19 protein-coding genes are annotated in these 25,363 nt (G+C 66.9%); 7 read left to right on the top strand and 12 right to left on the bottom strand.

The genetic code is table 11. The annotated features are described in order from the left end of the window. Positions 1-49: 49 nt before the first annotated feature. The 5 genes from WS64_RS27370 to WS64_RS27350 form a co-directional block, all read right to left on the bottom strand. The gene (locus WS64_RS27370) at positions 50-1,024 is read right to left on the bottom strand and encodes a LysR family transcriptional regulator (protein WP_060309889.1); all 975 of its coding nucleotides are present in this window, start codon (positions 1,022-1,024) and stop codon (positions 50-52) included. Positions 1,025-1,597: 573 nt separating this feature from the next. After that, positions 1,598-3,133 carry a multidrug efflux transporter outer membrane subunit OpcM gene (gene opcM / locus WS64_RS27365; protein ID WP_059582216.1) on the bottom strand — a complete coding sequence of 512 codons (1,536 nt, stop codon included), beginning with the start codon at positions 3,131-3,133 and terminating at the stop codon, positions 1,598-1,600. Between the two features lie 10 nt (positions 3,134-3,143). Beyond that, positions 3,144-6,329, bottom strand: coding sequence for a multidrug efflux RND transporter permease subunit CeoB (ceoB, locus tag WS64_RS27360; protein WP_059641583.1), 3,186 nt, complete (start codon positions 6,327-6,329; stop codon positions 3,144-3,146). Between the two features lie 45 nt (positions 6,330-6,374). After that, positions 6,375-7,592: a multidrug efflux RND transporter periplasmic adaptor subunit CeoA gene (gene ceoA, locus WS64_RS27355; protein ID WP_059582051.1), complete on the bottom strand. Its 1,218-nt coding sequence runs from the start codon at positions 7,590-7,592 to the stop codon at positions 6,375-6,377. A gap of 31 nt (positions 7,593-7,623) precedes the next feature. Further along, positions 7,624-8,484 carry an alpha/beta hydrolase gene (locus WS64_RS27350; RefSeq protein WP_059582049.1) on the bottom strand — a complete coding sequence of 287 codons (861 nt, stop codon included), beginning with the start codon at positions 8,482-8,484 and terminating at the stop codon, positions 7,624-7,626. Positions 8,485-8,657: 173 nt separating this feature from the next. Between WS64_RS27350 and ceoR the strand changes: the two genes are divergently transcribed. Both ceoR and WS64_RS27340 read left to right on the top strand, forming a co-directional pair. Continuing rightward, positions 8,658-9,662, top strand: coding sequence for a putative multidrug efflux transcriptional regulator CeoR (gene ceoR / locus WS64_RS27345; RefSeq protein WP_060968291.1), 1,005 nt, complete (start codon positions 8,658-8,660; stop codon positions 9,660-9,662). A 406-nt stretch (positions 9,663-10,068) separates the two neighbouring features. Then, positions 10,069-10,362, top strand: coding sequence for a DUF4148 domain-containing protein (locus WS64_RS27340; protein WP_059582042.1), 294 nt, complete (start codon positions 10,069-10,071; stop codon positions 10,360-10,362). A gap of 222 nt (positions 10,363-10,584) precedes the next feature. On the opposite strand, the gene WS64_RS27335 is transcribed toward WS64_RS27340, so the two are convergent. The 4 genes from WS64_RS27335 to WS64_RS27320 form a co-directional block, all read right to left on the bottom strand. Beyond that, positions 10,585-11,664 carry a purine-nucleoside phosphorylase gene (locus tag WS64_RS27335; protein WP_060968290.1) on the bottom strand — a complete coding sequence of 360 codons (1,080 nt, stop codon included), beginning with the start codon at positions 11,662-11,664 and terminating at the stop codon, positions 10,585-10,587. Positions 11,665-11,894: 230 nt separating this feature from the next. Then, positions 11,895-12,488: a LysE family translocator gene (locus WS64_RS27330; protein ID WP_060968289.1), complete on the bottom strand. Its 594-nt coding sequence runs from the start codon at positions 12,486-12,488 to the stop codon at positions 11,895-11,897. An 81-nt stretch (positions 12,489-12,569) separates the two neighbouring features. Further along, positions 12,570-13,634 carry a selenide, water dikinase SelD gene (gene selD / locus WS64_RS27325; protein WP_081103968.1) on the bottom strand — a complete coding sequence of 355 codons (1,065 nt, stop codon included), beginning with the start codon at positions 13,632-13,634 and terminating at the stop codon, positions 12,570-12,572. Between the two features lie 144 nt (positions 13,635-13,778). Continuing rightward, positions 13,779-15,287 (bottom strand): MocR-like pyridoxine biosynthesis transcription factor PdxR, encoded by a 1,509-nt coding sequence (locus tag WS64_RS27320; RefSeq protein WP_060968287.1) that lies wholly within the window; start codon positions 15,285-15,287, stop codon positions 13,779-13,781. A 126-nt stretch (positions 15,288-15,413) separates the two neighbouring features. Here WS64_RS27320 and WS64_RS27315 point away from each other — a divergent pair, with 126 nt between their 5' ends. Both WS64_RS27315 and gabD read left to right on the top strand, forming a co-directional pair. Next, positions 15,414-16,697: a 4-aminobutyrate--2-oxoglutarate transaminase gene (locus tag WS64_RS27315; protein ID WP_060968611.1), complete on the top strand. Its 1,284-nt coding sequence runs from the start codon at positions 15,414-15,416 to the stop codon at positions 16,695-16,697. A 98-nt stretch (positions 16,698-16,795) separates the two neighbouring features. After that, the gene (gene gabD, locus WS64_RS27310; protein WP_059641563.1) at positions 16,796-18,265 is read left to right on the top strand and encodes an NADP-dependent succinate-semialdehyde dehydrogenase; all 1,470 of its coding nucleotides are present in this window, start codon (positions 16,796-16,798) and stop codon (positions 18,263-18,265) included. A 120-nt stretch (positions 18,266-18,385) separates the two neighbouring features. Here the strand turns inward: gabD and WS64_RS27305 are convergent, their stop codons facing one another. Both WS64_RS27305 and WS64_RS27300 read right to left on the bottom strand, forming a co-directional pair. Next, on the bottom strand, positions 18,386-19,930 hold the full coding sequence (locus WS64_RS27305) for a methyl-accepting chemotaxis protein (protein ID WP_060968610.1): 1,545 nt from the start codon (positions 19,928-19,930) through the stop codon (positions 18,386-18,388). A gap of 411 nt (positions 19,931-20,341) precedes the next feature. Further along, the gene (locus WS64_RS27300; RefSeq protein ID WP_060968286.1) at positions 20,342-21,886 is read right to left on the bottom strand and encodes a methyl-accepting chemotaxis protein; all 1,545 of its coding nucleotides are present in this window, start codon (positions 21,884-21,886) and stop codon (positions 20,342-20,344) included. A 312-nt stretch (positions 21,887-22,198) separates the two neighbouring features. Between WS64_RS27300 and WS64_RS35410 the strand changes: the two genes are divergently transcribed. Together WS64_RS35410 and WS64_RS27290 are read left to right on the top strand one after the other, a co-directional pair. Further along, on the top strand, positions 22,199-22,417 hold the full coding sequence (locus WS64_RS35410) for a hypothetical protein (RefSeq protein ID WP_059641555.1): 219 nt from the start codon (positions 22,199-22,201) through the stop codon (positions 22,415-22,417). Continuing rightward, complete coding sequence (locus WS64_RS27290; RefSeq protein ID WP_060968285.1) at positions 22,414-22,974, top strand: GNAT family N-acetyltransferase; 561 nt, start codon at positions 22,414-22,416, stop codon at positions 22,972-22,974. Before WS64_RS35410 ends, WS64_RS27290 begins: the two co-directional genes overlap by 4 nt. A gap of 163 nt (positions 22,975-23,137) precedes the next feature. On the opposite strand, the gene pcaF is transcribed toward WS64_RS27290, so the two are convergent. Further along, a complete protein-coding gene (gene pcaF / locus WS64_RS27285; RefSeq protein WP_060309900.1) occupies positions 23,138-24,340 on the bottom strand; it encodes a 3-oxoadipyl-CoA thiolase in 1,203 nt (400 codons plus the stop codon). Positions 24,341-24,567: 227 nt separating this feature from the next. Between pcaF and WS64_RS27280 the strand changes: the two genes are divergently transcribed. Beyond that, positions 24,568-25,356: an IclR family transcriptional regulator gene (locus WS64_RS27280; protein ID WP_059582012.1), complete on the top strand. Its 789-nt coding sequence runs from the start codon at positions 24,568-24,570 to the stop codon at positions 25,354-25,356. Positions 25,357-25,363: the final 7 nt, after the last annotated feature.

Below are 25,363 nucleotides of genomic sequence, written 5' to 3'. Positions count from 1 at the left end.
ATCCAACTGCATGCACCGGCGAAGGTCCTCAGACAGCACTGATGGGCTGCTACTCCGCGCTTGGGTAACGGACTGCGCAAGCGGGCGCTCCGGGCTGCCCTTTACTCTCTTGACGCGGCGTCAGGAGCCGTTCAAGCAGATCGGGGCTGTCTAGTTGCGCAATCCACCAGTTCAAAGCGTTCCCTACCTTGTCCTCGCGCCAAGCGAGGTAGCCATTCGTGAACTCGCGCACACCCACAATGCGACGCGCCACCAGCCTGCCTTCGTGTATCGGTTCTTTCGCTACGAAATCGGGCAGCATCCCGACAGCGATACCTTCGCACAGTGCTTGCAGTTTGGCTGCGAGCGTCGGCACGATGATCAGCGGCTGTCCGTCACGGGTGGCCACGGATTGCGGTTGCAGTTCGCGAGAAGTGTCACTGATGACAACACCTCGATATCTTGCGATCGTTTCGCTCTCCAACGGCTCGGGCATGCGGGCGAGTGGATGGTCCGGTGCCACGACAAAAACGTGCCGGAGGGTTCCGATTGGCCGGGCCGCGATATTCGCCGCATGCGGCGGCTCGCCGAACGCCCCTATCGCGAGATCGGCACGCCGCGTAACCAGGGCATCCCACACGCCCCCAAGCACCTCGGTGGAAAGACTTAGCTGGGTATTCATCTCCAGGTCGTAGAAGGCATGGACATACGGCCATAAGGACTGGATTGGCAAGATTGCATCGACGCATAGTCGAAGCTCCGATTCCCAACTGTCTCGAATGCCTTTTGCTTTGGCCTCCAGGTGTCGAGCCGCGTCTAAAAGACGACGCCCATCTTCCACAACAGCACGACCCGCTTCCGTGAGTCTCGCCCGTCTGCCGCCGCGATCGAACAGCTCGACCTCCAGGTCACTTTCCAGCTTTTGCACAAGGTAAGTGAGCGTCGACGGAACCCTATGCAACAACTCGGCCGCCTCGGCGAATGTACCGGTCCGGTCAATTGCATCCAACACTTCGAGAATTTCGAATGACAGCTTGGTCGTCATACAGCAGATACTTCTATTGTTCACAGGATTCACCGCGACGGCCCGAGCGGCTTTGCCTCAGCAACGCATCCATGCGGTTGCCCAACCTTTCGGGACTCGCTCGGATGCTGATCGGATGGACAAAGGCGATGTCGTCCCTGAACCGGATGCATCTGCCGGATGCTCTCGTTGACGAAGCCTCCGGCCACGCAATGGTCATTGCTGCAAGAGTCTAAGGGACACGCCGCTGTTTGTCTGCTCGTGGCGTGACGCACAGTTAGCCAGGCGCATGATTCTGCTCGCGTCAATTTAGTTTCGCGCGAACGAAAGGAGACGCATCGTGCCCCCATCTTCGAGCGTCAGCCGGCGCGAAGGTCAACAGACGTGGCATACGCGTTTGCTAGATGCGGCGTTCGGCATGGCGACGACAACGGCCATTCAGCTTGCCGCGGCGAGTGTCCCTTCCTGGCCGATCGCCGACGTTCCTCCACGGAAATTTGGATGACCCATAAAAAACCCGGTCCGCGTTGCCACGGACCGGGGTTCGTCGTTCGACCACTTGCTTGAGCAGCCCGCCCGTCAAGGGCCGCAGCGTCAGCGCCCAGCCACTTCCGCCTTGCCGGCCCCCGCATCGCCGATCGCCGTCGGTGCCGCGCCCCACCCGCCGCCGAGCGCACGAATGAGATTGACGGTCGACACCGCCTGCGCCCCCGTCAACTGGTTCGCCTGCAACTGCGACTGCAACACCGACCGCTCGCTGTCGATCACGTCGAGATACGCGACCTCCCCTTCCTGATACTGCGTCCGCGACAGCGTCGCCGCACGGCGCGAAGCATTGACGGCCGCATTCTGCGCGCGAATCTGGTCGTCGAGCAGGCGCAGATCGGCGAGATTGTCCTCGACCTCGCGGAACGCGACGAGCACCTGCTGCCGGTAGTTCGCGACCTGTTCGTCGTACTGCGCGCGCGCCTGCTGCACGCCCGCCGCACGGCGCCCGCCGTCGAACAGCGGCAGCGTCAGCGCGGTGCCGGCGAACGGCCCGAGCAGGAACGTGCGGCTCGACCACAGGAACAGGTTGCCGAGCGTCGACGCTTCATACCCGAACGACCCGGTGATGTCGAGCTTCGGGAAGTACGCCGACTTCGCCAGCCCGATCCGCGCATTCGCGGCCGCCATCGCGCGCTCGGCCGCCGCCACGTCCGGGCGGCGTTCGAGCAGCGCAGACGGCAGGCCCGGCGGAATCTTCACCGCGACCGGCACGATCGGCGTTTCCTTGAACGCGAAATCCGCCGGCGCCTTGCCGAGCAGAATGGCCAGCGCATGCTCGGACGCCGCGCGCCGGCGCGCAACGCCGACCGCATCGGCCTGCGCGCTGGCCAGCTCGTTCTTCGCGCGCGACACGTCGAGCTCGCTGATGTCGCCTTCGTTGAAGCGGCGCTGCACGAGCTTCAGCGCCTGCTCGCGCAGCTCGACCGTGCGGCGGTACAGGTCCTGATCCGAATCGAGCTGGCGCAGTTCGAAGTAGTTCTGCGCGACGTCGGCCTGCAGCGCGAGCTGCACCGAGCGGAACAGCGCCTCGCTCTGCGCCTGGTCGGCACGCGACGCCTCGACGTTGCGGCCGACGCGGCCGAACAGGTCGGCTTCGTACGACACCGTGCCCTGCGCGCGCCACAGCGTCGCGTTGGTCGGGCCCGTACCTTGCGGCTGGAACTGCGACGCCGACGACAGCCCCTCGCGCGTCGGCCCGAACCCGGCGCCGACCTGCGGGAACCATTGCGAGCGCGCCGAACGCGTCGCCGCACGCGCTTCCTCGACTCGCGCCGCCGCGGCCTTCAGGTTCTGGTTCGCGGCGAGCGCCTGCGCCTCGAGCGAATCGAGCACCGGGTCGCCGAACACCTTCCACCATTCGCCGCGATGTTCGCCATCCGACGGCTCGGCCGTCTTCCACGTGCCGGCCTGCTCGCCGGCGGCGAGGGTCGGCGCTTCCTTGAACGCGGCGGGCGCCGCCGCATCCGGCCGCTTGTAGTCGGGGCCCACCGCGCACGCGGCGAGCAGCGTCGCGAGCAGGGTGCTCGCGGCCGCCACCTTCGCGAAGCGCATCAGGCCGTTCGTGTTGTGCAAGTTATTCATTTTCTGGTCCTCAAGCATCGGGCGCCGGCACGCCGTACCCCGCCGAATCCTTGCCGGCGACGTGGATCTTGCCGCCCGCGAGCGTACGCAGCACGACGTAGAACACCGGCGTCAGCATCAGCCCGAACAGCGTCACGCCGAGCATCCCGAAGAACACCGCGACACCCATCGCATGGCGCATTTCCGAACCGGCGCCGGTCGACGTGACGAGCGGCACCACGCCCATGATGAAGGCGATCGACGTCATCAGGATCGGGCGCAGCCGCAGCCGGCTCGCCTCGATCGCGGCCTCGAGCGGCGTCCTGCCGTCGTGTTCGAGCTCGCGCGCGAATTCGACGATCAGGATCGCGTTCTTCGCCGACAGCCCCACCAGCACCATCAGGCCGATCTGCGTGAAGATGTTGTTGTCGCCCTGCGTGAGCCACACGCCCGTCAGCGCCGACAGAATGCTCATCGGCACGATCAGGATCACCGCGAGCGGCAGCGTCAGGCTTTCATACAGCGCGGCGAGCACGAGGAACACGAGCAGCACACTGATCGGGAACACCCACATCGCCGAATCGCCCGCAAGAATCTGCTGGTACGTGAGGTCGGTCCACTCGAACCGCACGCCGCGCGGCAGCGTCTCGTGCGCGATGCGCTCGACCGCGGCCTGCGCCTGGCCCGACGAGAAGCCCGGCGCCGGGCCGCCGTTGATGTCGGCCGCCGTGTAGCCGTTGTAGCGCACGACCATTTCCGGGCCGAAGGTCGGCGTCACCGTCACGAGCGACGACAGCGGCACCATTTCGCCCTTGTCGTTGCGCGTCTTCAACTGCAGGATGTCGTCCGCGCGCTGGCGGAACGGCGCATCGGCCTGCACGCGCACCTGGTACACGCGCCCGAAGCGGTTGAAGTCGTTCACGTACAGCGAACCGAGATACACCTGCATCGTGTTGAACACGTCGGTCACCGGCACGCCGAGCTGCTTCGCCTTCACGCGGTCGAGATCGACGTTGAGCTGCGGCACGTTGATCTGGTAGCTCGTGAACAGCGGGCCGAGTTCAGGCGCCTGCTGCGCGCGCTTGATGAAGTCGTTGGTCGCATCCGACAGCTTCGCGTAGCCCACCGCGCCGCGATCCTCGATCTGCATCTTGAACCCGCCGAGCGTGCCGAGGCCGAGCACCGGCGGCGGCGGGAACACCGCGACGAACGAATCCTTCATCGCGCTGTACTGCTGGTTCAGCGCACCCGCGATCGCGCCGGCCGACAACGCCTTGCCATGCCGCTCCGAGAACGGCTTGAGCGTGACGAACACGATGCCCGCGCTCGAGCTGTTCGTGAAGCCGTTCACCGACAGCCCCGGGAACGCGACCGCGCTCTCGACGCCCGGCTGCTTCAGCGCGATCGACCCCATGTCGCGGATCACCTTCTCGGTGCGGTCGAGCGATGCACCGTTCGGCAACTGCGCGAACGCGATCAGGTATTCCTTGTCCTGCGCGGGCACGAAGCCGCCCGGCACGACCTTCGACACGAGCACGGTCGCGCCCACCAGCACGAGGTACACGCCGAGCATCAGCGTCTTGCGCGACAGCACGCCGCGCACGCCGCGGCCGTAGTTCTCCGCGCCGCGATGGAACACCTTGTTGAAGCGGCGGAAGAAGCCGCCGAGCACGCGGTTCATCACGCGCGTGAGCCAGTCTTCCTTGTCGCCGTGCCCCTTCAGCAGGATCGCGGACAGCGCCGGCGACAGCGTCAGCGAGTTGAACGCCGAGATCACCGTCGAGATCGCGATGGTCATCGCGAACTGCTTGTAGAACTGGCCGGTCAGGCCCGACATGAACGCGAGCGGCACGAACACGGCGACGAGCGTCAGCGCGATCGCGATGATCGGCCCGCTCACTTCCTGCATCGCCTTGTAGGTTGCCTGCCGCGCGTTCATCCCGCCCTCGATGTTGCGCTCGACGTTCTCCACGACGACGATCGCATCGTCGACCACGATCCCGATCGCGAGGACCATCCCGAACAGCGACAACGCGTTGATCGAATACCCGAACGCCAGCAGCAGCGAGAACGTGCCGATGATCGACACCGGCACCGCGATCAGCGGAATCAGCGACGCGCGCCAGGTCTGCAGGAACACGATCACGACGATCACGACCAGCGCGATCGCTTCGAGCAGCGTGTGCACGACGGCCTTGATCGACGAACGCACGAACTGCGTCGGGTCATAGACGATCTTGTAGTCGACGCCGGCCGGCATGTCCTGCTTCAGCTCGGCCATCGTCTTGCGCACCTCGTCCGAGATCTGCAGCGAGTTCGCGCCCGGCGACTGGTTGATCGCCATCGCGACGGCCGGCTTGTTGTCGAGCAGCGAGCGCAGCCCGTATTCGGACGCGTCGAGCTGGATTCGCGCGATGTCGCGCAGGTGCGTGACGCCGCCGTCCGGCGTCGTCTTCACGACGATGTCGCCGAACTCGTCTTCCGTCTGCAGACGGCCGCGCGCGTTCACCGACAGCTGCAGCGGCGTGCCGGGCAGCGACGGCGACGCGCCGATCACGCCGGCCGCGACCTGCACGTTCTGCTCGCGGATCGCCTGCACGACGTCCTCGGCCGACAGCCCGCGCTGCGCGACCTTCTGCGGATCGAGCCACACGCGCATCGCGTAGTCGCCCGAACCCCACAGCTGCACCTGACCGACGCCCTGGATCCGCGACAGGCGATCCTTCACGTTGATCAGCGCGTAGTTGCGCAGGTAGGTCATGTCGTAGCGGTTGTCCGGCGAGATCAGGTGGACCACCATCGTCAGCGTCGGCGAGCTCTTCACCGTGGTGATGCCGAGCCGCTGCACGTCTTCCGGCAGGCGTGGCAGCGCCTGGTTCACGCGGTTCTGCACGAGCTGCGTGGCCTTGTCCGGATCGGTGCCGAGCTTGAACGTGACGGTGATCGTCATGTTGCCGTCGCTGTTCGCCTGCGACTGCATGTAGAGCATGTCCTCGACGCCGTTGATCTGCTCTTCAAGCGGCGACGCGACCGTCTCGGCGATCACTTTCGGGTTCGCGCCCGGATACTGCGCCTTCACGATCACGGAAGGCGGCACGACCTCCGGATATTCCGAAATCGGCAGCAGGAACATCGCGATCACCCCGCCGAGCAGGATGATCACCGATAGGACTCCTGCGAAGATCGGCCGGTCGATAAAGAATTTGGAAATGTTCATGGGTTGCTCTGTCTGGTTGAACGCGGATGCGAAGCGGCGTGCCGCTTACGAATCCGCCTTCGCCGGTGCGGCCGGCTTCGCGGTACCCGCGAGCGGCGCGGACGGCTCGTCGCCGCCCGTCATCGGGACCATGTGCGGCTTCACCTGCTCGCCGGGGCGCACGCGCTGCGTGCCGTTCACGATCACGCGATCGCCGGCCGCGAGCCCGCTCACGATCACGCGCCGGTTGCCGTGCTGCATTCCCGGTTGCACTTCGCGGTACGACACGCGGCCCTGCTGATCGACGACGAACACGAACTTCTTGTCCTGATCGGTGTTGATCGCGGCATCGTCGACGAGCAGCGCCTCGTGCGGCGCGCTGCCGCCCACCTTCACGCGCGCGTAGAGGCCCGGGACGAGCGTGCCGTCCGCGTTGTCGAAGCGTGCGCGCACGCGGATCGTGCCCGACGACGTGTCGAGCCGGTTGTCGACCGAGTCGATCTCGCCGCTGCGCGAGTAGCCGGTTTCGTTCGCGAGGCCGAGTTCGACCGGCACCTTGCGGCCGTTGCGCGCGCCGTTGATGTATTGCAGGTAGGTCTGCTCGTCCGCGTCGAACGACGCGTAGATCGGCGACACCGACACCAGCGTCGTCAGCGGCGCGGCCGACGCACCGGCCGACACGACGTTGCCGAGCGTGATTTCCGCACGCGACACGCGGCCCGATACCGGCGCCGTGATGCGCGTGTAGCCGAGGTTGATGCGCGCCGTTTCCAGCGCGGCTTCGGCGGCCTTCAGGTTCGCGCTCGCTTCGCGCGCCGCGTTCTGCTTCTCGTCGTAGTCGCGCTTCGCGATCGCGTTGTCGCCGATCAGCCGCTGCGCGCGCTGCCAGTCGGTCTGCGCGTAGCCGTTGCGCGCCTGCGCGGCCGCGAGCTGCGCGGCGGCGCGATCGACTTCCGCCTGGTACGGGCGCGGGTCGATCACGAACAGCACGTCGCCCTTCTTCACGAGCGCGCCGTCCTTGAAATTCACCGCGACGATCGTGCCCGACACCTGCGGGCGCACGTCGACTTTCTCGACCGCCTCGAGGCGGCCCGAATAGCTTTGCCAGTCGGTGACGGTCTGAGGCACGACGGTCGCGACGTCGACTTCGGGCAGCGGCGCCGCCGCTTTCTCGGGCGCGTTCGCGTTCACGCGCATCGCGCCGAACGTGCCGAGGCCGACGACGGCAAGCGTGACGATCGCCGCGGTCGCGATTCGTGAACGGGTGGTGCGTAGGATGGCCATGTGGATCTCCGGTAAGCGTGGATTGGTCTGGTTATTCGGAACGGTTCGGCTGGCGCGCCTGGAAACGGCACTGGAAGAAGCGCACGGCTTCCTCGAACGCGGCTTCGTGCGTGGCGAGCGCGGCGTGCGTGATGTCCGGGTAGCGGATCACCTGCGTGAGCACGCCCGATGAAATCAGGCAGCCCGCATATTTCTCCGCCTCGACGTGCAGCACGTCGTTCTGCGCGGTGACGACGAGCGTCGGCGGCAGCCCCGCGAGGCGCACCGATTCGATCGGCGCCGCGTACGGGTGCATGCGCTGCGCCGCCTGCGGCAGGTATGCGCGATAGCAGGCCGCGCATTCGCGCGCGGTGATGTCGGACGCGAGGCGCTCGGCGTCGCCGATGCGCGTCATGCTCGGGTCGAGCATCGGCCCGAACAGCGCCTGCGCGGCGATCGACACCTCGCCGCGGTCGCGAGCGATGAAGGCGAGGCAGTTCGCGAGCTGGCCGCCCGCATCGTGCCCCGCGACCCCGATCTTCTTCGGGTTGCCGCCGAACGCGCGGGCGCGCGTCGCGGCCCACACGGCGGCCCGATACGCATCCTCCGGCGCGGCCGGAAAAGGAAAGGCCGGCGCGAGCGAATAGTCGACCGACACTACGAGAGCTGGTAAGCGTTCTGCTAAAAAACGCGCGGCGAAATCCGCGTCTTCGAGCGAACCGCGAACGAAGCCGCCGCCGTGGAAATAAAGCACTACTGGCAACCCGGTCTTGTCCGGGCGGCGGTAGAGGCGCAGCACGATGTCCTGTGCGTAGCCGGGAATTTCGACTTCGGCAACCGTCAGCGCCCCGCCCGCTGTGGCTTGCGCGGGCAGCGCGGCTTTCAGGAATTTGCTGAATTCAGAAGCGTCCATGACGATGCGGCATCCATTTCGAGATGGAACGAATTCTGAGTCCGGCAGACATTGGGATAAATGCCTATAATCCGGCAACACAATTCAACGCCCCCGAACAATCCGAGGCTGCGTTTACCCATGAGGTAGCGCAGCCTTGTTGTTCGCGGGCTCATTAGATTGCGGAGGTTGTGATGGACCGGCTTCAGGCCATGCAGGTGTTTACTCGCGTCGTCGATACAAGCAGCTTCACCAAGGCAGCAGAAACGCTCGGCCTGCCGCGAGCGTCCGTCACGACGATCATCCAGAATCTCGAAGCCTTCCTCGGCGTGCGGCTGATGCACCGGACCACGCGCCGGCTGTCGCTCACGCCGGACGGCGCCGCGTACTACGAACGGTGCGTGCGGATCCTCGCGGACGTCGAGGAAACCGAAGCGAGCTTCCAGGCCAACAATCGGAAGCCGCACGGAAAGTTGCGTATCGACATGCCGGGCTCGATCGGTCGGCTGCTCGTGATTCCGTCGCTGTGCGAATTTCATACGCGCTATCCGGACATCGACCTGCAGCTCGGCCTGTCCGACCGGCCGGTCGACCTGCTGCAGGAAGGCGTCGACTGCGTGATCCGCGTCGGTGCGCTGCAGGATTCGTCGCTCGTCGCGCGCCGCGTCGGCCTGTTCGAATGCGTGACCGTCGCGTCGCCCGACTATCTCGAGCGCAACGGCGAGCCGCAGACGATCGACGATCTGAGCCAGCACAAGGCCGTCAACTACTTCTCGAGCCGCACCGGCCGCACGATCGACTGGACCTTCCTGATCGACGGCAAGGAAGTCGAGATGAAGATGGAGGGCATCGTGTCGGTAAACGACGCGGATGCGTACGTGACCTGCGGTATCGAAGGCTTCGGGCTGATCCAGCCGCCGCTCTTCATGGTGCTGCCGCACCTGCGCGAGGGCCGGCTCAAGGAAGTGCTGCCCGGCGTCAAGCCGCTGCCGATGCCGATCTCGGTCGTGTATCCGCACAGCCGCCATCTGTCGCCGAAGGTGCGCGTGTTCGTCGACTGGATTGCCGAAGTGTTCGACCGCTGCCCGCTGCTGAGCGGCAAGGGCAGCCTCGACGCGACGTGCAGCAAGCGCACGTTCGAGGAAGCCGAACGCGCGCCGGCGCTCGATACGCCGGTCATCAACGAGTGGGTCGCGTAATCGTCTGAACCACGCGTGCGGGCCGCGGCGCCCGCACGTCGTCCCGCCTGCGCGCCGCCTGGGCACCACCTCCACGCGCGGCGCCCCGATCCTTCCCGAATCTGCAGCAACCCTTTGCGCAACCCGCGGCAATCGGCCGTGTGCGTCGTCGCGCGCCCTCGCCGCCGCCCCTGCGACGCCGGCGCCACGGGGCTGCGGGCCGTTTCCGCATTCCCCCACCGCACGTACGGATTCCGATTGTTCCAGTCTCGCGACAATTCAATTCGTGCGAGCCGCATTTATCGCGACGGAACGGACACCTAGAGTAAACCCTGTCGCGCACCTCGTTGCGCATCGAACAGATCCCGCCTGGCGGGACCGGAGTAAGCGCTCAAGCGCCCGCTCCGACATTTTCAGGAGTGACGCCATGAACCGCCGCCATCTTCTCTCGGCCCTTGCTCTCACGCTTGCCGTGTCCGCACCGGCCTTCGCCGATTCGGGTACGCCGCACGCCGGCGACTACGGCAACACGTCGTGGTATTCGCAGCACAACGGCCCGCGCACACGCGCCGAAGTGAGCGCGGAGGTCGTGCAAGCACGCAAGGACGGCACGCTCGCGTACCTGCGCAAGGCAACGTCGTACCCGCAAGGGCTCGAGCTCGCACAAGGCGCCTATCGCCCGATGCCGGAAAGCAACCAGCTCGCCGGCGGAGGCCGGTAAACGCGCGACGCCGCGCAGCGGGTTGCCCCGCGCGCGGCATCTCGAACCACCTCGTCGACGACTCGCTGAGTCAGTGAGTTGCAGGAGCACATGATGAACGATCAACTTCCTTCGCCGCTCGATCACTGGGACGACACCACGCCGGTGTGGACGCCGTTCCGCTCCGGGTCGCAATCGCATTGACGCTCGCGGCGACGTGTCGCCGATACCGTCCTGCGGCGATCAACGGCGCGGCACTCCATCACGCCATTCGCCCCAGTGCGTGACGATGTCCTGCACGAGCGGATTGCCCGCGCGGTACAGGTTTTCGGTCGCCGGCGCGAAGCCGCCCTGGTCCGCGTAGTTCAGCAGGTTGTCCGCGCTCGTCTGTCCCGCGTACGGCCGGTCGAAATCGGACCCCGTGCGCAGCACGGCGACGCGCGACAGGTCGACCCGCTTCACGCTCGCCGCGCGCTTGAGCGCTTCGTACGTTGCGTTGTCTTCCTGCGCGGTCATGCAGTACGTGCCCTTGCCGTCCGTGAGGATCTTGGTCCACTGGCGTGCGCGCTCGCCGATCAGCGTGCCCGAGAACCACGTATTGCCCGATGACGTATCGCACTGGATCACCGTCGGCGGCCGGTTGGCCGGCGCGTACGTGAACTTCGCGCGCGCGGCCTGCGCCTGTGCGCTGTCCGCGAGCACGACGTTGCGCGACAGCGCGTATGCGGCGTCGGTCAACTGCGGGTTGAGCTGGAATACTTCGGTGCGATAGTCGAGCGGCGGCTTGTCGTTCGGGCTCTTCGTGTTGATGCCGAGAAAACCGGTGTTCCACCCGGCCGGAATCTCGCGCGCATCGAGCTCCCACTGCAGGCTGAAATCGACGAGGTATTTCGACCACGCGGCCGAGCCGACCGTGCCTTGCGCGGGATCGACGCCTGCGATGCCCGAGATCAGGAAGTACGTGCGGCGCAGATCGAAGCGCTGCGAGAACGTGAGCGCCATGATCGTCGCCGACGCGTTCGCATAGCCCATGCCGGTCGTGACCACGCACACGTCCTGCTTGTTGCAGTGGACGGCCGGATAGTCGGGCGACAGGCCCGGCACGGCGATGTCGCGCCACGGGCCGAGCCGGTCGAGCCACGCCTGGCCTTCCGGACCGAACATCGTGATGATCATGACCTTGACCGGGCGGCCCTGTGCGCCGGTCTCGGCGAATGCGGCGTTGCCCGCGTTGTTGCCCTGGTTGTCCTGCGCGATCGACGGCGCGGTCGCGCAGGCCGCGAGCGAGAATGCAGCGGCGGAAAGAATGGAGCGAGTCAGCATCGGCGTTCCTTGTTTCAGTGATGTTGGATGAGAACGGCTGTCGGAGACTGCGCGACGAGTATAGAACGGGCGTGCGCGATGCGGAACCCGACTACGAAACGGCGGGCGATGTTTCGTGCGAATGGATGCGTGTTGCGCGACGGGAAATTGCCCACTCTTCGCGGCCCTGCAAACGTCAGGAATGCTATCTGGTTTGCCGCCAACCGCGACGTCGGCCGCTTCTCGGCGCGCTACGCGCGCATCAGCCCCGCGACGCCATATCCGAGCACGACGAGTGCGGCGACCACATGGCTCGCGGCGAGCCATCGCTGCGACTTCACGAAGCGCCCGATCGCGCTGCCGCCGAACGCGAACACGAGCTGCCCGGCGAGACTGCCCGCGAACACGTACGCCGCGCCGAGCAGCCAGTGCCGGTGCGCACCGACGGCAGCGGTCGCATAGCCGTAGAACAGCAGGATGGTCAGCGGATTCGCGAGCGTGACGAAGAACATCGACATGAACGGGCGATCGGCCGGTGGCGTCGGTACGCTGCCGTCGAGCGCGCGGCGCCGGTCATGCAGCGCCTGCCACAGCATCCGCGCGCCCATCGCGAGCAGCACGAACGCACCGACCATGCGGAACACCGACAGATACGACGCCAGCGTGCCCGCGAGCAGCGCGCCGATCGTGAACGCGACGACCGCATAGCAGCCGTCGGCAGCGGCCACCCCGAGCGCCGCGCGCACGCCGGTCGCCGTACCGGCGCGCATGCCGTAGTGCGCGATCATCAGTGCGACGGGCCCGACCGACAGCGCGATCGTCAGCCCGAACAGGAAGTCGTTCATCGGTCGTCGATGGCATCGATACCGTCGATGGAAAGCGTCGATTCCGGCGACGTCGAAACGATGCGGCGTGTGAATCCGGCGTCAGGCGACGTCGACGCGTGCGGGCCCGTCCACCATCTCGCCGATCACCGCCGCGCGGTCGAAACCGTCGGCACGGAAGCACGCGAGCACGTCGTCGACCGCTTCCGGCGCACATGCGACCAGCAGCCCGCCCGACGTCTGCGGATCGGTCAGTAGCGCCTGCGCGACGGGCGGCAGCGCGTCGGCGAGCCGCACATCGGTGCCGTACGCGGCCCAGTTGCGGCCCGACGCACCGGTGAACACGCCGTCGGCGACGAACGTCTCGACGCCCGCGAGCCACGGCAGCGACGCATAGTGCACGCGCGCGGTGAGCCGCGCGCCGCGCGCCAGTTCGAGCGTATGGCCGAGCAGCCCGAAGCCCGTGACGTCGGTCAGCGCATGCACGCCCGACAGCGCGGCGAGTTCGGCGCCCGGCCGGTTCAGCTTGGTGGTGGTCGCAACCATCTGCGCGTAACCCGCTCCATCGAGCTGGTTCTTCTTCAGCGCGGCCGACAGCACGCCGACGCCGAGCGGCTTGCCGAGCACGAGCACGTCGCCCGCGCGCGCGGCCGCGTTGCGCTTCACGCGCGACGGATGCACGACGCCGATCGCCGCGAGCCCGTAGATCGGCTCGACCGAATCGATCGAATGGCCGCCCGCGACCGGAATGCCGGCCTCCGCGCATACCGATTCGCCGCCGCGCAGCACGGCCGCGATCGTTTCGTGCGGCAGCACGTTGATCGGCATGCCGACCAGCGCGAGCGCGAGAATCGGCTTGCCGCCCATCGCATAGACGTCGGACAGCGCGTTGGTGGCCGCGATGCGGCCGAAGTCGAAAGGATCGTCGACGATCGGCATGAAGAAATCGGTGGTCGCGACGATCGCCTGCTCGTCGTTGAGCCGGTAGACGGCCGCGTCGTCGGACGTCTCGGTGCCGACCAGCAGATCGGGGAACAGCGCGGGCGGCGTCGCGCGCTTGAGCAGTTCGGACAGCACGCCCGGCGCGATCTTGCAGCCGCAGCCGCCGCCGTGCGACAGGCTCGTGAGGCGCGGAACGGCGGGCGGGGCTTGGGTGGCTTCGGTCATCGTCGGCATCCGGTGAATAACAACGTTCTATTATCGACAATTCCGCGCGAGCGCGCCCGGTACGCTCGCCGCGTTGCGGAGCGTATTGCGCTTCGATCGGTCTATGACGGAATCGCAACGAGCCGATATTGCCGTGCTCACGCGTCAAGCCAGCGCCACGGCCTCGCCGAACGCCCGCTCGTCGATCGCCTCGGCCAGCGTCGCGAACGCGGTCGCGATCTCGTCTTCCGGCACGCACGCATAGCCGAGCAGCAACCCCGACGCGGCGCGCTCGCGATCCGCGTAATACCCGGACAGCGGGCGCACGACGATGTTGCGTTCGAGCGCGGCCTGCGCGACCGCGCGATCGTCGACGTCCGTCGGCAATTGCGTGACGAGATGCAGCCCCGCGTCGCTGCCGAGCGCATGCAGCGTATCGCCGTAGCGGCGCGCGACCGCGTCGAGCAGCACCTCGCGGCGTTGCCCGTACAGCGTACGCATCTTGCGGATATGCGACACGAAATGCCCTTCCGCGATGAATTCGGCGAGCACGGCCTGCTGCAGCAACTGCCCTTCGCGATACAGCTCGGCGCTCGCGGTCGCGAAACTTTCCGCGAGCGGCTCCGGCGCGACCAGATAGCCGACCCGCAGCCCCGGGAACAGCGTCTTGCCGAAACTGCCGACGTAGATCACCTGCCCGGCCGTGTCGAGGCCCTGCAGCGACGCGAGCGGCCGGCTGCCGTAGCGGAATTCGCTGTCGTAGTCGTCCTCGATGATCCAGCAGCCGTGCTGGCGCGCGTATTCGAGCAGCATCCGCCGCCGCGCGAGGCTCATCACCATCCCGAGCGGATACTGGTGCGACGGCGTGACGAGCATCAGCTTCGGCGGCTCGGCGAGATCGGCGGCCGACGGCGCGATGCCTTCGTCGTCGACCGGGATCGGCCGCGTGGTCAGCCCCGACACGTTCAGCACGCTGCGCACGCCCCAGTAGCACGGATCCTCGGTCCAGATCGCGTCGCCCGGATCGGTCAGCAGCCGCACCGCGAGGTCGATCGACTGGTGGATGCCGGTCGTGATCACGATCTGCTCGGGCGTGCAGCGCACCGAGCGCGACGTGCGCAGGTAGTCGGCCAGCGCCTCGCGCAGCAGCGCGAGCCCGCCGCCGGGTGCGTAGGTCAGCAGGTCCGGGCGCAGGCGCCGCCAGTACTTGTTGTGCAGCCGCGTCCAGACACGCGCCGGAAATCGCGACACATCGGGCACGCCGGGCATGAACGCGCCGCCCTGGCGCTTCGACACGCCGGCGCCCTCGACGAGCCGCGTGCCGCGCGCGGACAGCCGCCGCGCGGACGAAGGCACGACCGTCGGCGCGCCAGCCGGATCGGCCGGCGCGCCGACGATCTCGTCGGGCGCGCTGTCGGCGACGAACGTGCCGCGGCCCGTCGCCGAGTTCACGTAGCCTTCGAGCGCAAGCTGTTCGTAAACCTGCGTGACCGTGTTGCGCGCGATCCCGAGCTCGGCGGCCAGCAGCCGCGACGACGGCACACGCGTGCCGGCCGGCAGTTCGCGCGACAGGATCGCCTGTTGCAGCAGCCGGTGAAGCTGCCGGTAGATCGGCTGTTCGCCGCCGCGCACGAGGCGCTGCGCCAGCCAGTCCGACAACACGCTCGCGCGCATGATTGGCTCCTGAATATTTATTGAAATGGCTCTGATTGCCGGAGCCAAATGTGATTATAGTCGCCTCCATGGGCCGCCAAGGCGGCCGATTTTCTACTCACCGGGAAGAACATCAAGGAGATGACCGTGAAGAATGCCGATCTGCAGGCCCGCAAGAACGCCGCCACCCCGCGCGGCGTCGGCGTGATGTGCGATTTCTACGCAGCCCGCGCCGAGAACGCGGAGCTGTGGGATGTCGAAGGCCGCCGCTTCATCGATTTCGCCGCCGGCATCGCCGTGCTGAACACGGGCCACCGCCACCCGAAGATCGTCAAGGCGATCGCGGATCAGTTGAACCACTTCACGCACACCGCTTACCAGATCGTCCCGTACGCGTCGTACGTCGAGCTGGCGGAGAAGATCAACGCACGCGCGCCGGGCGACTTCCCGAAGAAGACCGCGTTCTTCACGACCGGCGCCGAAGCCGTCGAGAACGCGATCAAGATCGCGCGTGCGGCGACCGGCCGTCCGGGCGTGATCGCATTCTCGGGCGGCTTCCACGGCCGCACGATGATGGGCATGGCGCTGACCGGCAAGGTCGCGCCGTACAAGCTGAACTTCGGCCCGTTCCCGGGCGACGTGTTCCACGCGCCGTACCCGAACGCCGTGCACGGCGTGACGACCGCCGACTCGATCAAGGCGATCGAGATGCTGTTCAAGGCCGACATCGATCCGAAGCGTGTCGCCGCGATCATCTTCGAACCGGTCCAGGGCGAAGGCGGCTTCAACCCGGCGCCGGCCGAATTCGTGCGCGCGCTGCGCAAGATCTGTAACGAACACGGCATCCTGCTGATCGCCGACGAAGTGCAGACGGGCTTCGCACGCACCGGCAAGCTGTTCGCGATGCAGCACTACGACGTGCTGGCCGACCTGATCACGATGGCGAAGAGCCTCGCCGGCGGCATGCCGCTGTCGGGCGTCGTCGGCCGTGCGGACGTGATGGACGCAGCGGCGCCCGGCGGCCTCGGCGGCACGTACGCGGGCAACCCGCTGGCCGTCGCATCGGCGCACGCGGTGCTCGAAATCATCGACGAAGAGAAGCTGTGCGAGCGCGCGACGCAGCTCGGCGACGTGCTGAAGGCGAAGCTGAATGCGCTGCAGGCCGACGTGCCGCAGATCGCCGACGTGCGCGGCCCGGGCGCGATGATCGCGGTCGAATTCCTGAAGCCGGGTTCGGGCGAGCCGGATGCCGAATTCACGAAGCGCGTGCAGACGCGGGCGCTCGAGCGCGGCCTGCTGCTGCTCGTGTGCGGCGTGTACTCGAACGTCGTGCGCTTCCTGTTCCCGCTGACGATCCCGCAAGCCGTGTTCGACGAAGCGCTCGCGATCCTCGAGGAAGTGCTGAAGGAAACGGTCGGCGTGCCGGCCTGAGTGCCCGTCCACGTCAACTGAATGCGCCGCCGTCGCGAAGACGGCGGCGGCCGTTTTCATCGGTCCTTATCCGTCCTTTTTCGAAGCAGGCGATTCACATGAGCACCGTTCAGGAAACCCTGGCACTGAAAGATCCGTCGCTGTTCCGCCAGCAGGCGTACATCAATGGCGAATGGCAACACGCGGCGAACGGCGAGTCGTTCGATGTCCGCAATCCGGCGACGGGCGGCCTGCTCGGCACCGTGCCGGCGATGGGCACGGCCGAGACGCGTCACGCGATCGAGGCCGCGAACGCCGCATGGCCGGCGTGGCGCAAGAAGACCGCGAAGGAACGCGCGACGATCCTGCGCAAGTGGCACGACCTGATGATGGAAAACGCCGACGACCTCGCGCTGATCCTGACCACCGAGCAAGGCAAGTCGCTGGCCGAAGCGAAGGGCGAGATCGGCTACGCGGCGTCGTTCCTCGAGTGGTTCGCGGAAGAAGGCAAGCGCGTGTACGGCGACACGATCCCGACGCCGGCGAGCGACAAGCGCATCGTCGTGACGAAGGAAGCGATCGGCGTGTGCGCGGCGATCACGCCGTGGAACTTCCCGGCGGCGATGATCACGCGCAAGGTCGGCCCGGCGCTCGCCGCGGGCTGCCCGATCGTCGTGAAGCCGGCTGAAGCGACGCCGTTCTCCGCACTCGCGATGGCCGTGCTGGCCGAGCGCGCGGGCGTGCCGGCCGGCGTGTTCAGCGTCGTCACGGGCGATCCGAAGGCGATCGGCGGCGAGCTGACGTCGAACCCGATCGTGCGCAAGCTGTCGTTCACCGGCTCGACGCCGGTCGGCCGCCTGCTGATGTCGCAATGCGCGGCGACGGTCAAGAAGGTGTCGCTGGAACTCGGCGGCAACGCGCCGTTCATCGTGTTCGACGATGCCGATCTCGATGCGGCCGTGCAGGGCGCGATCGCGTCGAAGTACCGCAACAGCGGCCAGACGTGCGTGTGCACGAACCGCTTCTACGTGCACGAAGCCGTGTACGACCAGTTCGCGCAGAAACTCGCGGCGGCCGTCGGCCAGTTGAAGGTCGGCCGCGGCACGGAGCCGGGCGTCACGCAGGGCCCGCTGATCAACGAAGCCGCCGTGCTAAAGGTCGAGGCGCACATCGAGGACGCGCTCGCGAAGGGCGCGACCGTCGTGACGGGCGGCAAGCGTCACGCGCTCGGCCACGGCTTCTTCGAGCCGACCGTGCTGACGGGCGTCACGCCGGCGATGAAGGTCGCGAAGGAAGAGACGTTCGGGCCGCTCGCGCCGCTGTTCAAGTTCGGCAGCGACGACGAGGTGATCCGTCTCGCGAACGACACCGAATTCGGCCTCGCCGCCTACTTCTACAGCCGCGACATCGGCCGCGTGTGGAAGGTGGCCGAGGCGCTCGAATACGGGATGGTCGGCGTGAACACGGGCCTGATCTCGAACGAAGTCGCGCCGTTCGGCGGCGTCAAGCAGTCGGGCCTCGGCCGCGAAGGCTCGCACTACGGCATCGACGACTACGTCGTGATCAAGTACCTCTGCCTCGCCGTCTGACGGTTCGGGGCCTGCCGCTTTCGGCGACAGGCCCTGGCCGCCCGGCCGGAACCGGGCGGCCCGACGCGGGCCGGTACCCCTCTCCGTCGCGCCCGCGTCACCCTTCCTGTCGTTCCGCGATCAGCGGAATACGTTCACCGCCTCCACCAAACGCGTCGCCTGCTGCTTCAGGCTCTCCGACGCCGCCGTACTCTGCTCGACCAACGCCGCGTTCTGCTGCGTGATGTTGTCCAGGTGCACGACCGCCTGGTCGACCTGCGCGACCCCCGTGCTCTGCTCGGCCGTCGACGAGCTGATCTCCGCGATCAGATCCGACACGCGCTTCACCTGCGTGACGATGTCCTCCATCGTCTTGCCCGCGCCGTCGACGATCCGCGCGCCCGATTCGACGCGCTCGACGCTCGCGCCGATCAGCGTCTTGATCTCCTTCGCCGCGTTCGCGCTGCGCTGCGCGAGCGCCCGTACTTCGCCGGCCACCACCGCGAAGCCGCGCCCCTGATCGCCCGCCCGCGCGGCCTCGACCGCTGCGTTCAGCGCGAGAATGTTGGTCTGGAACGCGATGCCGTCGATCACGCCGATGATGTCGGCGATCTTGCGCGAGCTCGCGGTGATGTCGTTCATCGTCGCGACGACTTCGCTCACCGCCTCCCCGCCGCGCCCGGCCGCCTCGCTCGCGGAAACCGACAACTGATTCGCCTGCAGCGCCGTCTCCGCATTGCTCGACACGGTGGCCGTCATCTCGGCCATCGACGCGGCCGTCTGCTGCACGCTCGTCGACGCCTGCTCGGTACGTGCGCTCAGGTCGTTGTTGCCCTGCGCGATCTCGTTGCTCGCGCGCTGCACGTTCAGCACCTGCTCGCTGACGTCGTCGACGAGCCAGCGGAACATCAGCCCGAGCTGGTTGATCGTGCGCAGCGTCATGCCGATCTCGTCGACGCGGTTCATCCGCACGCCGCTGCGGCTTTCGCCGGTCGCCACGCGCAACGCCTCGTCGCGCAGTTCCCCCAACGGCCGCACGATCTGTGCGTCGAGCCACAGCCCGGCCGCCGCCGTCACGCCGACCGCCGCACCGGCAAATGCCGCGAGCGCCCCGCCGGTCAACCCGCCCGCCCAGCCGGCGCCGATGACGGCCGGCGCCAGCACGCACAGCGTCGATACCAGCCGGGCCCGCACCGACATCGTCTGGAACAGCGACGCCACACGCAGTGCGCCCGTGCGGACGATCAATCCCTTGTGGAACCGGCGGCTGCCGGCCTTGCCTTCGCGGAAATCGCGATACAGCGCCTCGGCGGCCGCGATCTCGTCGCGCGTCGCCTTCGTGCGCACCGACATGTAGCCCTTCGGCTGCCCGTTGCGCATCACCGGAATCGCGTTCGCGCGCACCCAGTAGTGATCGCCGTTCTTGCGGCGGTTCTTCACGAGCGCGGTCCACGGCTCGCCGCCCTGGAGCGTCGCCCACATGTCCGCGAACGCCTCCTTCGGCATGTCCGGATGCCGCACCACGTTGTGCGGCTGACCTTCGATCTCCTCGGGAGAAAAGCCGCTGACCTGAATGAATGCCGCGTTCGCGTACGTGACGTAGCTGTCGGCATCGGTCGTCGACATCAGCGTCGCATCGTCGGCAAATTCGAATTCGCGTTGCGTGACGGGCTGGTTGTTGCGCATGGTGTGGAGCTCCGGGTGGCGGATCTTGCGTCCGCTCGTCGATTGATTCGAGACCCCACGCATGACGATCGAGTCGCATGCGTGTAAGTCGACTCCTGCGCTTTCGGCAAATTCGGCGAAAACATTATGCCGAATCCGGATAAATATGCATTAAACATGCATCATCATGTTTTTGCCGAACAATTTGTTCATGGATGAACGAATCGCCTTGTCGGGCAAGGGTTTGCCGGCGATTCGTCTGATCATTCGACGTCGTGCATCCGGCCTGATTCAACGTGCGCCGGTAAAATCGGAAATACGAATATTTCTCGTTTTCCGCCATTCGATTCAATCCAAAAATCCGAATGAACGCTGTGCGCGACACGCCGGATTCATCGATCGAACCCGCACGTCGCGCACGCTTTTACGCCGTCACCTGAACACGTTCACCGCATCCACGAGCCGCGTCGCCTGCTGCTTCAGGCTCTCCGACGCCGCCGTGCTCTGTTCGACGAGCGCCGCGTTCTGCTGCGTGATGTTGTCCAGATGCACGACCGCCTGGTCGACCTGTGCGACCCCCGTGCTTTGCTCGGCCGTCGACGAGCTGATCTCCGCGATCAGATCCGACACCCGCTTCACCTGCGTGACGATGTCCTCCATCGTCTTGCCCGCGCCGTCGACGATCCGCGCGCCCGATTCGACGCGCTCGACGCTCGCGCCGATCAGCGTCTTGATCTCCTTCGCCGCGTTCGCGCTGCGCTGCGCGAGCGCGCGCACCTCGCCCGCCACCACCGCGAAGCCGCGCCCCTGTTCGCCTGCGCGTGCGGCCTCGACGGCCGCGTTCAGCGCGAGAATGTTGGTCTGGAACGCGATGCCGTCGATCACGCCAATGATGTCCGCGATCTTGCGCGAGCTGGCGGTGATGTCGTTCATCGTCGCGACGACTTCGCTCACCGCCTGCCCGCCGCGCCCGGCCGCCTCGCTCGCGGAAACCGACAACTGATTCGCCTGCAGCGCCGTTTCCGCATTGCTCGACACGGTGGCCGTCATCTCGGCCATCGACGCGGCCGTCTGCTGCACGCTCGATGCGGCCTGCTCGGTACGCGCGCTCAGGTCGCTGTTGCCCTGCGCGATCTCGTTGCTCGCGCGCTGGACGTTGTGCACCTGCTCGCTGACGTCGTCGACGAGCCAGCGAAACATCAGCCCGAGCTGGTTGATCGTGCGCAGCGTCATGCCGATCTCGTCGACACGGTTCATTCGCACGCCGCGCCGGCTTTCACCGGTCGCGACGTTCAGCGCCTGCTCGTGCAGCCGCTTCAGCGGTTGCACGATCTGCGCATCGAGCCACCACCCGGCCGCGGCCGCCGCGCCGGCCGTCACGACGGCGAACGCCGCGAGCCCGCCGCCGGTCAATCCGCCCGCCCAGCCGGCGCCGACGACCGTCGGCGCCAGCACGCACAGTGCCGAATGAACGCGCGCACGCACCGACATCGTCTGCGCCAGCGACGCGACACGCAGCAGCCCGGTGCGGATCACGAGCCCCTTGTGGAACCGGCGCTGGCCGGCCTTGCCTTCACGAAACGCGCGATACAGCGCGTCCGCGGCTTCGCTCTCGTCGTGCGGCGCCTTCGTGCGCACCGACATGTAGCCGTGCGGCGCGCCGTCGCGCATCACCGGAATCGCGTTCGCGCGCACCCAGTAGTGGTCGCCGTTCTTGCGGCGGTTCTTCACGAGCGCGGTCCACGGCTCGCCGCCCTGGAGCGTCGCCCACATGTCGGCGAACGCCTCCTTCGGCATGTCCGGGTGACGCACCACGTTGTGCGGCTGGCCGACGAGTTCCTCGTTCGAGAAACCGCTTACCTGCGCGAACGTCGTGTTCGCGTAAGTGATGATGCTGTCGGCATCGGTCGTCGACATCAGCGTGACGTCGTCGGGAAAATCGAATTCCTGTTGGGTAACGGGCTGGTTGTTGCGCATGCAAGGCTCCGAAAGGCGGATCTATCGTCCGCGCCGCGCTGAATTCGCGCTCAGTAGCCGAAAAACGGTTGATCGCTTTACGACACTCTCGTCCTTACTGTCGGCAATTCACCGGAAAACCTTAATCCCGATGCGCATAAAATAGGCAATTGGGCGATTGCCATGATTTCGATCAAATAATCCCGGCAATAATCGCCACGCTCGTTTATTTGTCTGTCTCGGAGCGCCGTACGGTTTGACAATGCGTGCGGCCGTTGCAAGTGGCGAAACGATCGGCCTATCCTGCTCCATTCCACCTGAATTCGAATTCTGATGAAAAAGGCATTGCATGAAGTGAATCGGCTGTCCTCGAATACGACGACGGTCGAGCATGACAGCCATACCGGCGATCAGGCCGCGTTTCTCCGCAACGGCGACGCCGCGCGGTTTCCGCAAGAACACGAACCGGACGGCCACCGGATGCTGCCGCCCGAAGGCATGCCACGCCCGCCGTCAATGTACGCAATCGCCGCGCACCGGGTGGCCGCATGACGCGCCGCACTACCGCCGAACGCGACGCGCTGTCGGCCCGCCCGCTGGCCCGCGACGACGTACCCCTCGTGTGGACCATCGACCGGCGCGAAATCATCGAACACCTGTACGTGCTGCGCGACGGCGCGCTGCATCTCGTGCCCGAGTTCTACGACGTGGCCGGCTGGCCCGACGGCGAAGCCGATCACTACACGCCGATCCTGCTCGACTGCCACGACCGCGGCGGCTGGTTTCTCGGCAGGTTCGACGGCACGCGGCTCGTCGCGGCCGTCGTCGTCGACAGCCGGCCGCTGGGCCCGCAGCGCGACATGCTTCAGTTGAAGTTCCTGCACGTGAGCCACGATTGGCGCGGTTGCGGACTCGGCGAACAGCTCTATCGCGCGGCGCAGATGCAGGCACGTGCAATGGGTGCCGAGCGCCTGTATGTATCGGCCACGCCGTCGCGGCGCACAATCGACTTCTACCTGCGGCTCGGCTTCACGGTCAGCACGGCGCCCGATCCCGAGCTTTACGCGCTCGAGCCCGAGGACATTCACCTCGAAGGGCCGACGGCCTGACGGCCCGGTACGCGGATAGCGGCGCGTCTGCCGCGACTGTCGCAGGCCGATTAACGACGAAAGCGACGACGGGCGGCACGAGACAACTCGTGCCGCCCGTCATGGCGGAAACAGCGCGTCGGTGGAGCGGCGCGTATGCGGCCGCTTCACCGCATCGCGCCGGTCAGACGCGTTCGATCGCGATCGCGATGCCCTGGCCGACGCCGATGCACATCGTGCACAGCGCGAAGCGGCCGTTCGTGCGATGCAGCTGGTACATCGCGGTCGTCACGAGGCGCGCGCCCGATGCGCCGAGCGGATGGCCGAGCGCGATCGCGCCGCCGTTCGGGTTCACGCGCGGATCGTCGTCGGCGACGCCGAGCATGCGCAGCACCGCGAGGCCCTGCGACGCGAACGCTTCGTTCAGTTCGATCACGTCGAACTGGTCGATCGTCATCCCGAGCCGCGCGAGCAGCTTCTGCGTGGCCGGCGCGGGGCCGATGCCCATCACGCGCGGCGCGACGCCGGCCGTCGCGATCCCCAACACGCGGGCGCGCGGCGTCAGGCCGAAGCGCTTCGCGGTTGCCTCGTTCGCCAGCAGCAGCGCGGCGGCGCCGTCGTTGACGCCCGATGCGTTGCCGGCCGTGACCGAGCCGTCCGGGCGCACGACGCCCTTCAGCTTCGCGAGCGCTTCGAGCGACGTTTCGCGCGGATGCTCGTCGCGCGACACGACCACCGGATCGCCCTTCTTCTGCGCAATCGTGACCGACACGATTTCTTCAGCCAGCGTGCCGTCCTGCTGCGCGCGCGCCGCCTTCTGCTGGCTGCGCAGCGCGAACAGGTCCTGATCCGCGCGGCTGACGTTGTAGTCGACCGCGACGTTCTCGGCGGTTTCCGGCATCGAATCGACACCGTGCAGCTGTTTCATCAACGGATTGACGAAGCGCCAGCCGATCGTCGTGTCGTGGATGTCGGCCTGCCGCGCGAACGCGCTCGCGGCCTTGCCCATCACGAACGGCGCGCGCGTCATGCTCTCGACGCCGCCCGCGACCATCAGCGCGGCTTCGCCCGACTTGATCGCACGCGCGGCCACGCCGACCGCATCCATCCCCGAACCGCACAGGCGGTTGATCGTCGAACCCGGCACGCCCTGCGGCAGGCCCGCGAGCAGCAGCGACATGCGCGCGACGTTGCGGTTGTCCTCGCCGGCCTGGTTCGCGCAGCCGTAGATCACGTCGTCGATCGCCGTCCAGTCGACGTCGCGATTGCGCTCGACGAGCGCCTTGAGCGGCACCGCGCCCAGATCGTCGGCGCGCACGCCCGACAGTGCACCGCCGTAACGCCCGATCGGCGTACGGATCGCATCACACAGAAAAGCTTCGGTCATCAGTGTCTCCGGTCCCGTGAAAGGCTGGGAAATGAACAGGGCGCGCCCCTTGCATTGCCCGCCGGGATGCGCTTAAATGTTCTATATACGAACATAAGATCGTGTATCGAACGTTCAGCGCATCATAGGGAGTGCGGGGATGCCCTGTCAAGCGCGCGGCGCGCCGGGCGGTTGGCGTGTCGGGCCCCATGCGCTATCTTCTCGGCTGCACGACATTCCAGGCCCTCATGACAACCGACGATATTCAGACGAAACCCGGCGACTCCTATGTACAGTCGTTCGCGCGCGGCCTCGCGGTGATCCGCGCGTTCGACGCGGCGCGCCCGGAGCAGACGCTCACCGAGGTTGCGTCGGCCACCGGCCTCACGCGCGCGGGCGCGCGCCGGATCCTGCTCACGCTGCAGACGCTCGGCTACGTCGAGGCCGACGGCCGGCTGTTCCGGCTCACGCCGAAGATCCTCGAGCTCGGCTTCGCGTACCTGACGTCGATGCCGTTCTGGAATCTCGCCGATCCGGTGATGGAGCAACTGTCGGAACAGATCCACGAAAGCTGTTCGGCGGCGGTGCTCGACCGCACCGAGATCGTCTACGTGCTGCGCGTGCCGACCCGCAAGATCATGACGATCAACCTGTCGATCGGCAGCCGGTTGCCCGCGTACTGCACGTCGATGGGCCGCGTGCTGCTGTCCGCGCTCGACGACGCGGCGCTCGACGAAACGCTCGCGCAGAGCGGCATCCGCGCGCACACGCCGCGCACGATCACCGACATCGGCGAACTGAAGGCGACGATCGCGCAGGTGCGCCAGCAGGGCTGGGCCGTGGTCGATCAGGAACTCGAGGTGGGGCTGATGTCGCTGTCCGCGCCGATCCGCAACCGGCGCGGGCAGATCATCGCCGCGATGAACATCAGCGGCAACGCGCAGCGGCATACCGCGAAGCAGATGGTGAAGGAGTTTCTCGGCCCGCTGCAGCAGGCCGCGCAGACGGTATCGGAACTGGTGGCGCGGCGGGGGTGAGCGCGGG

The organism is Burkholderia anthina, from assembly GCF_001547525.1.
Lineage (GTDB): Bacteria > Pseudomonadota > Gammaproteobacteria > Burkholderiales > Burkholderiaceae > Burkholderia > Burkholderia semiarida.
Note: the sequence above shows the minus strand (reverse complement) of the source record. Positions and strands in the feature narration are given on the sequence as shown.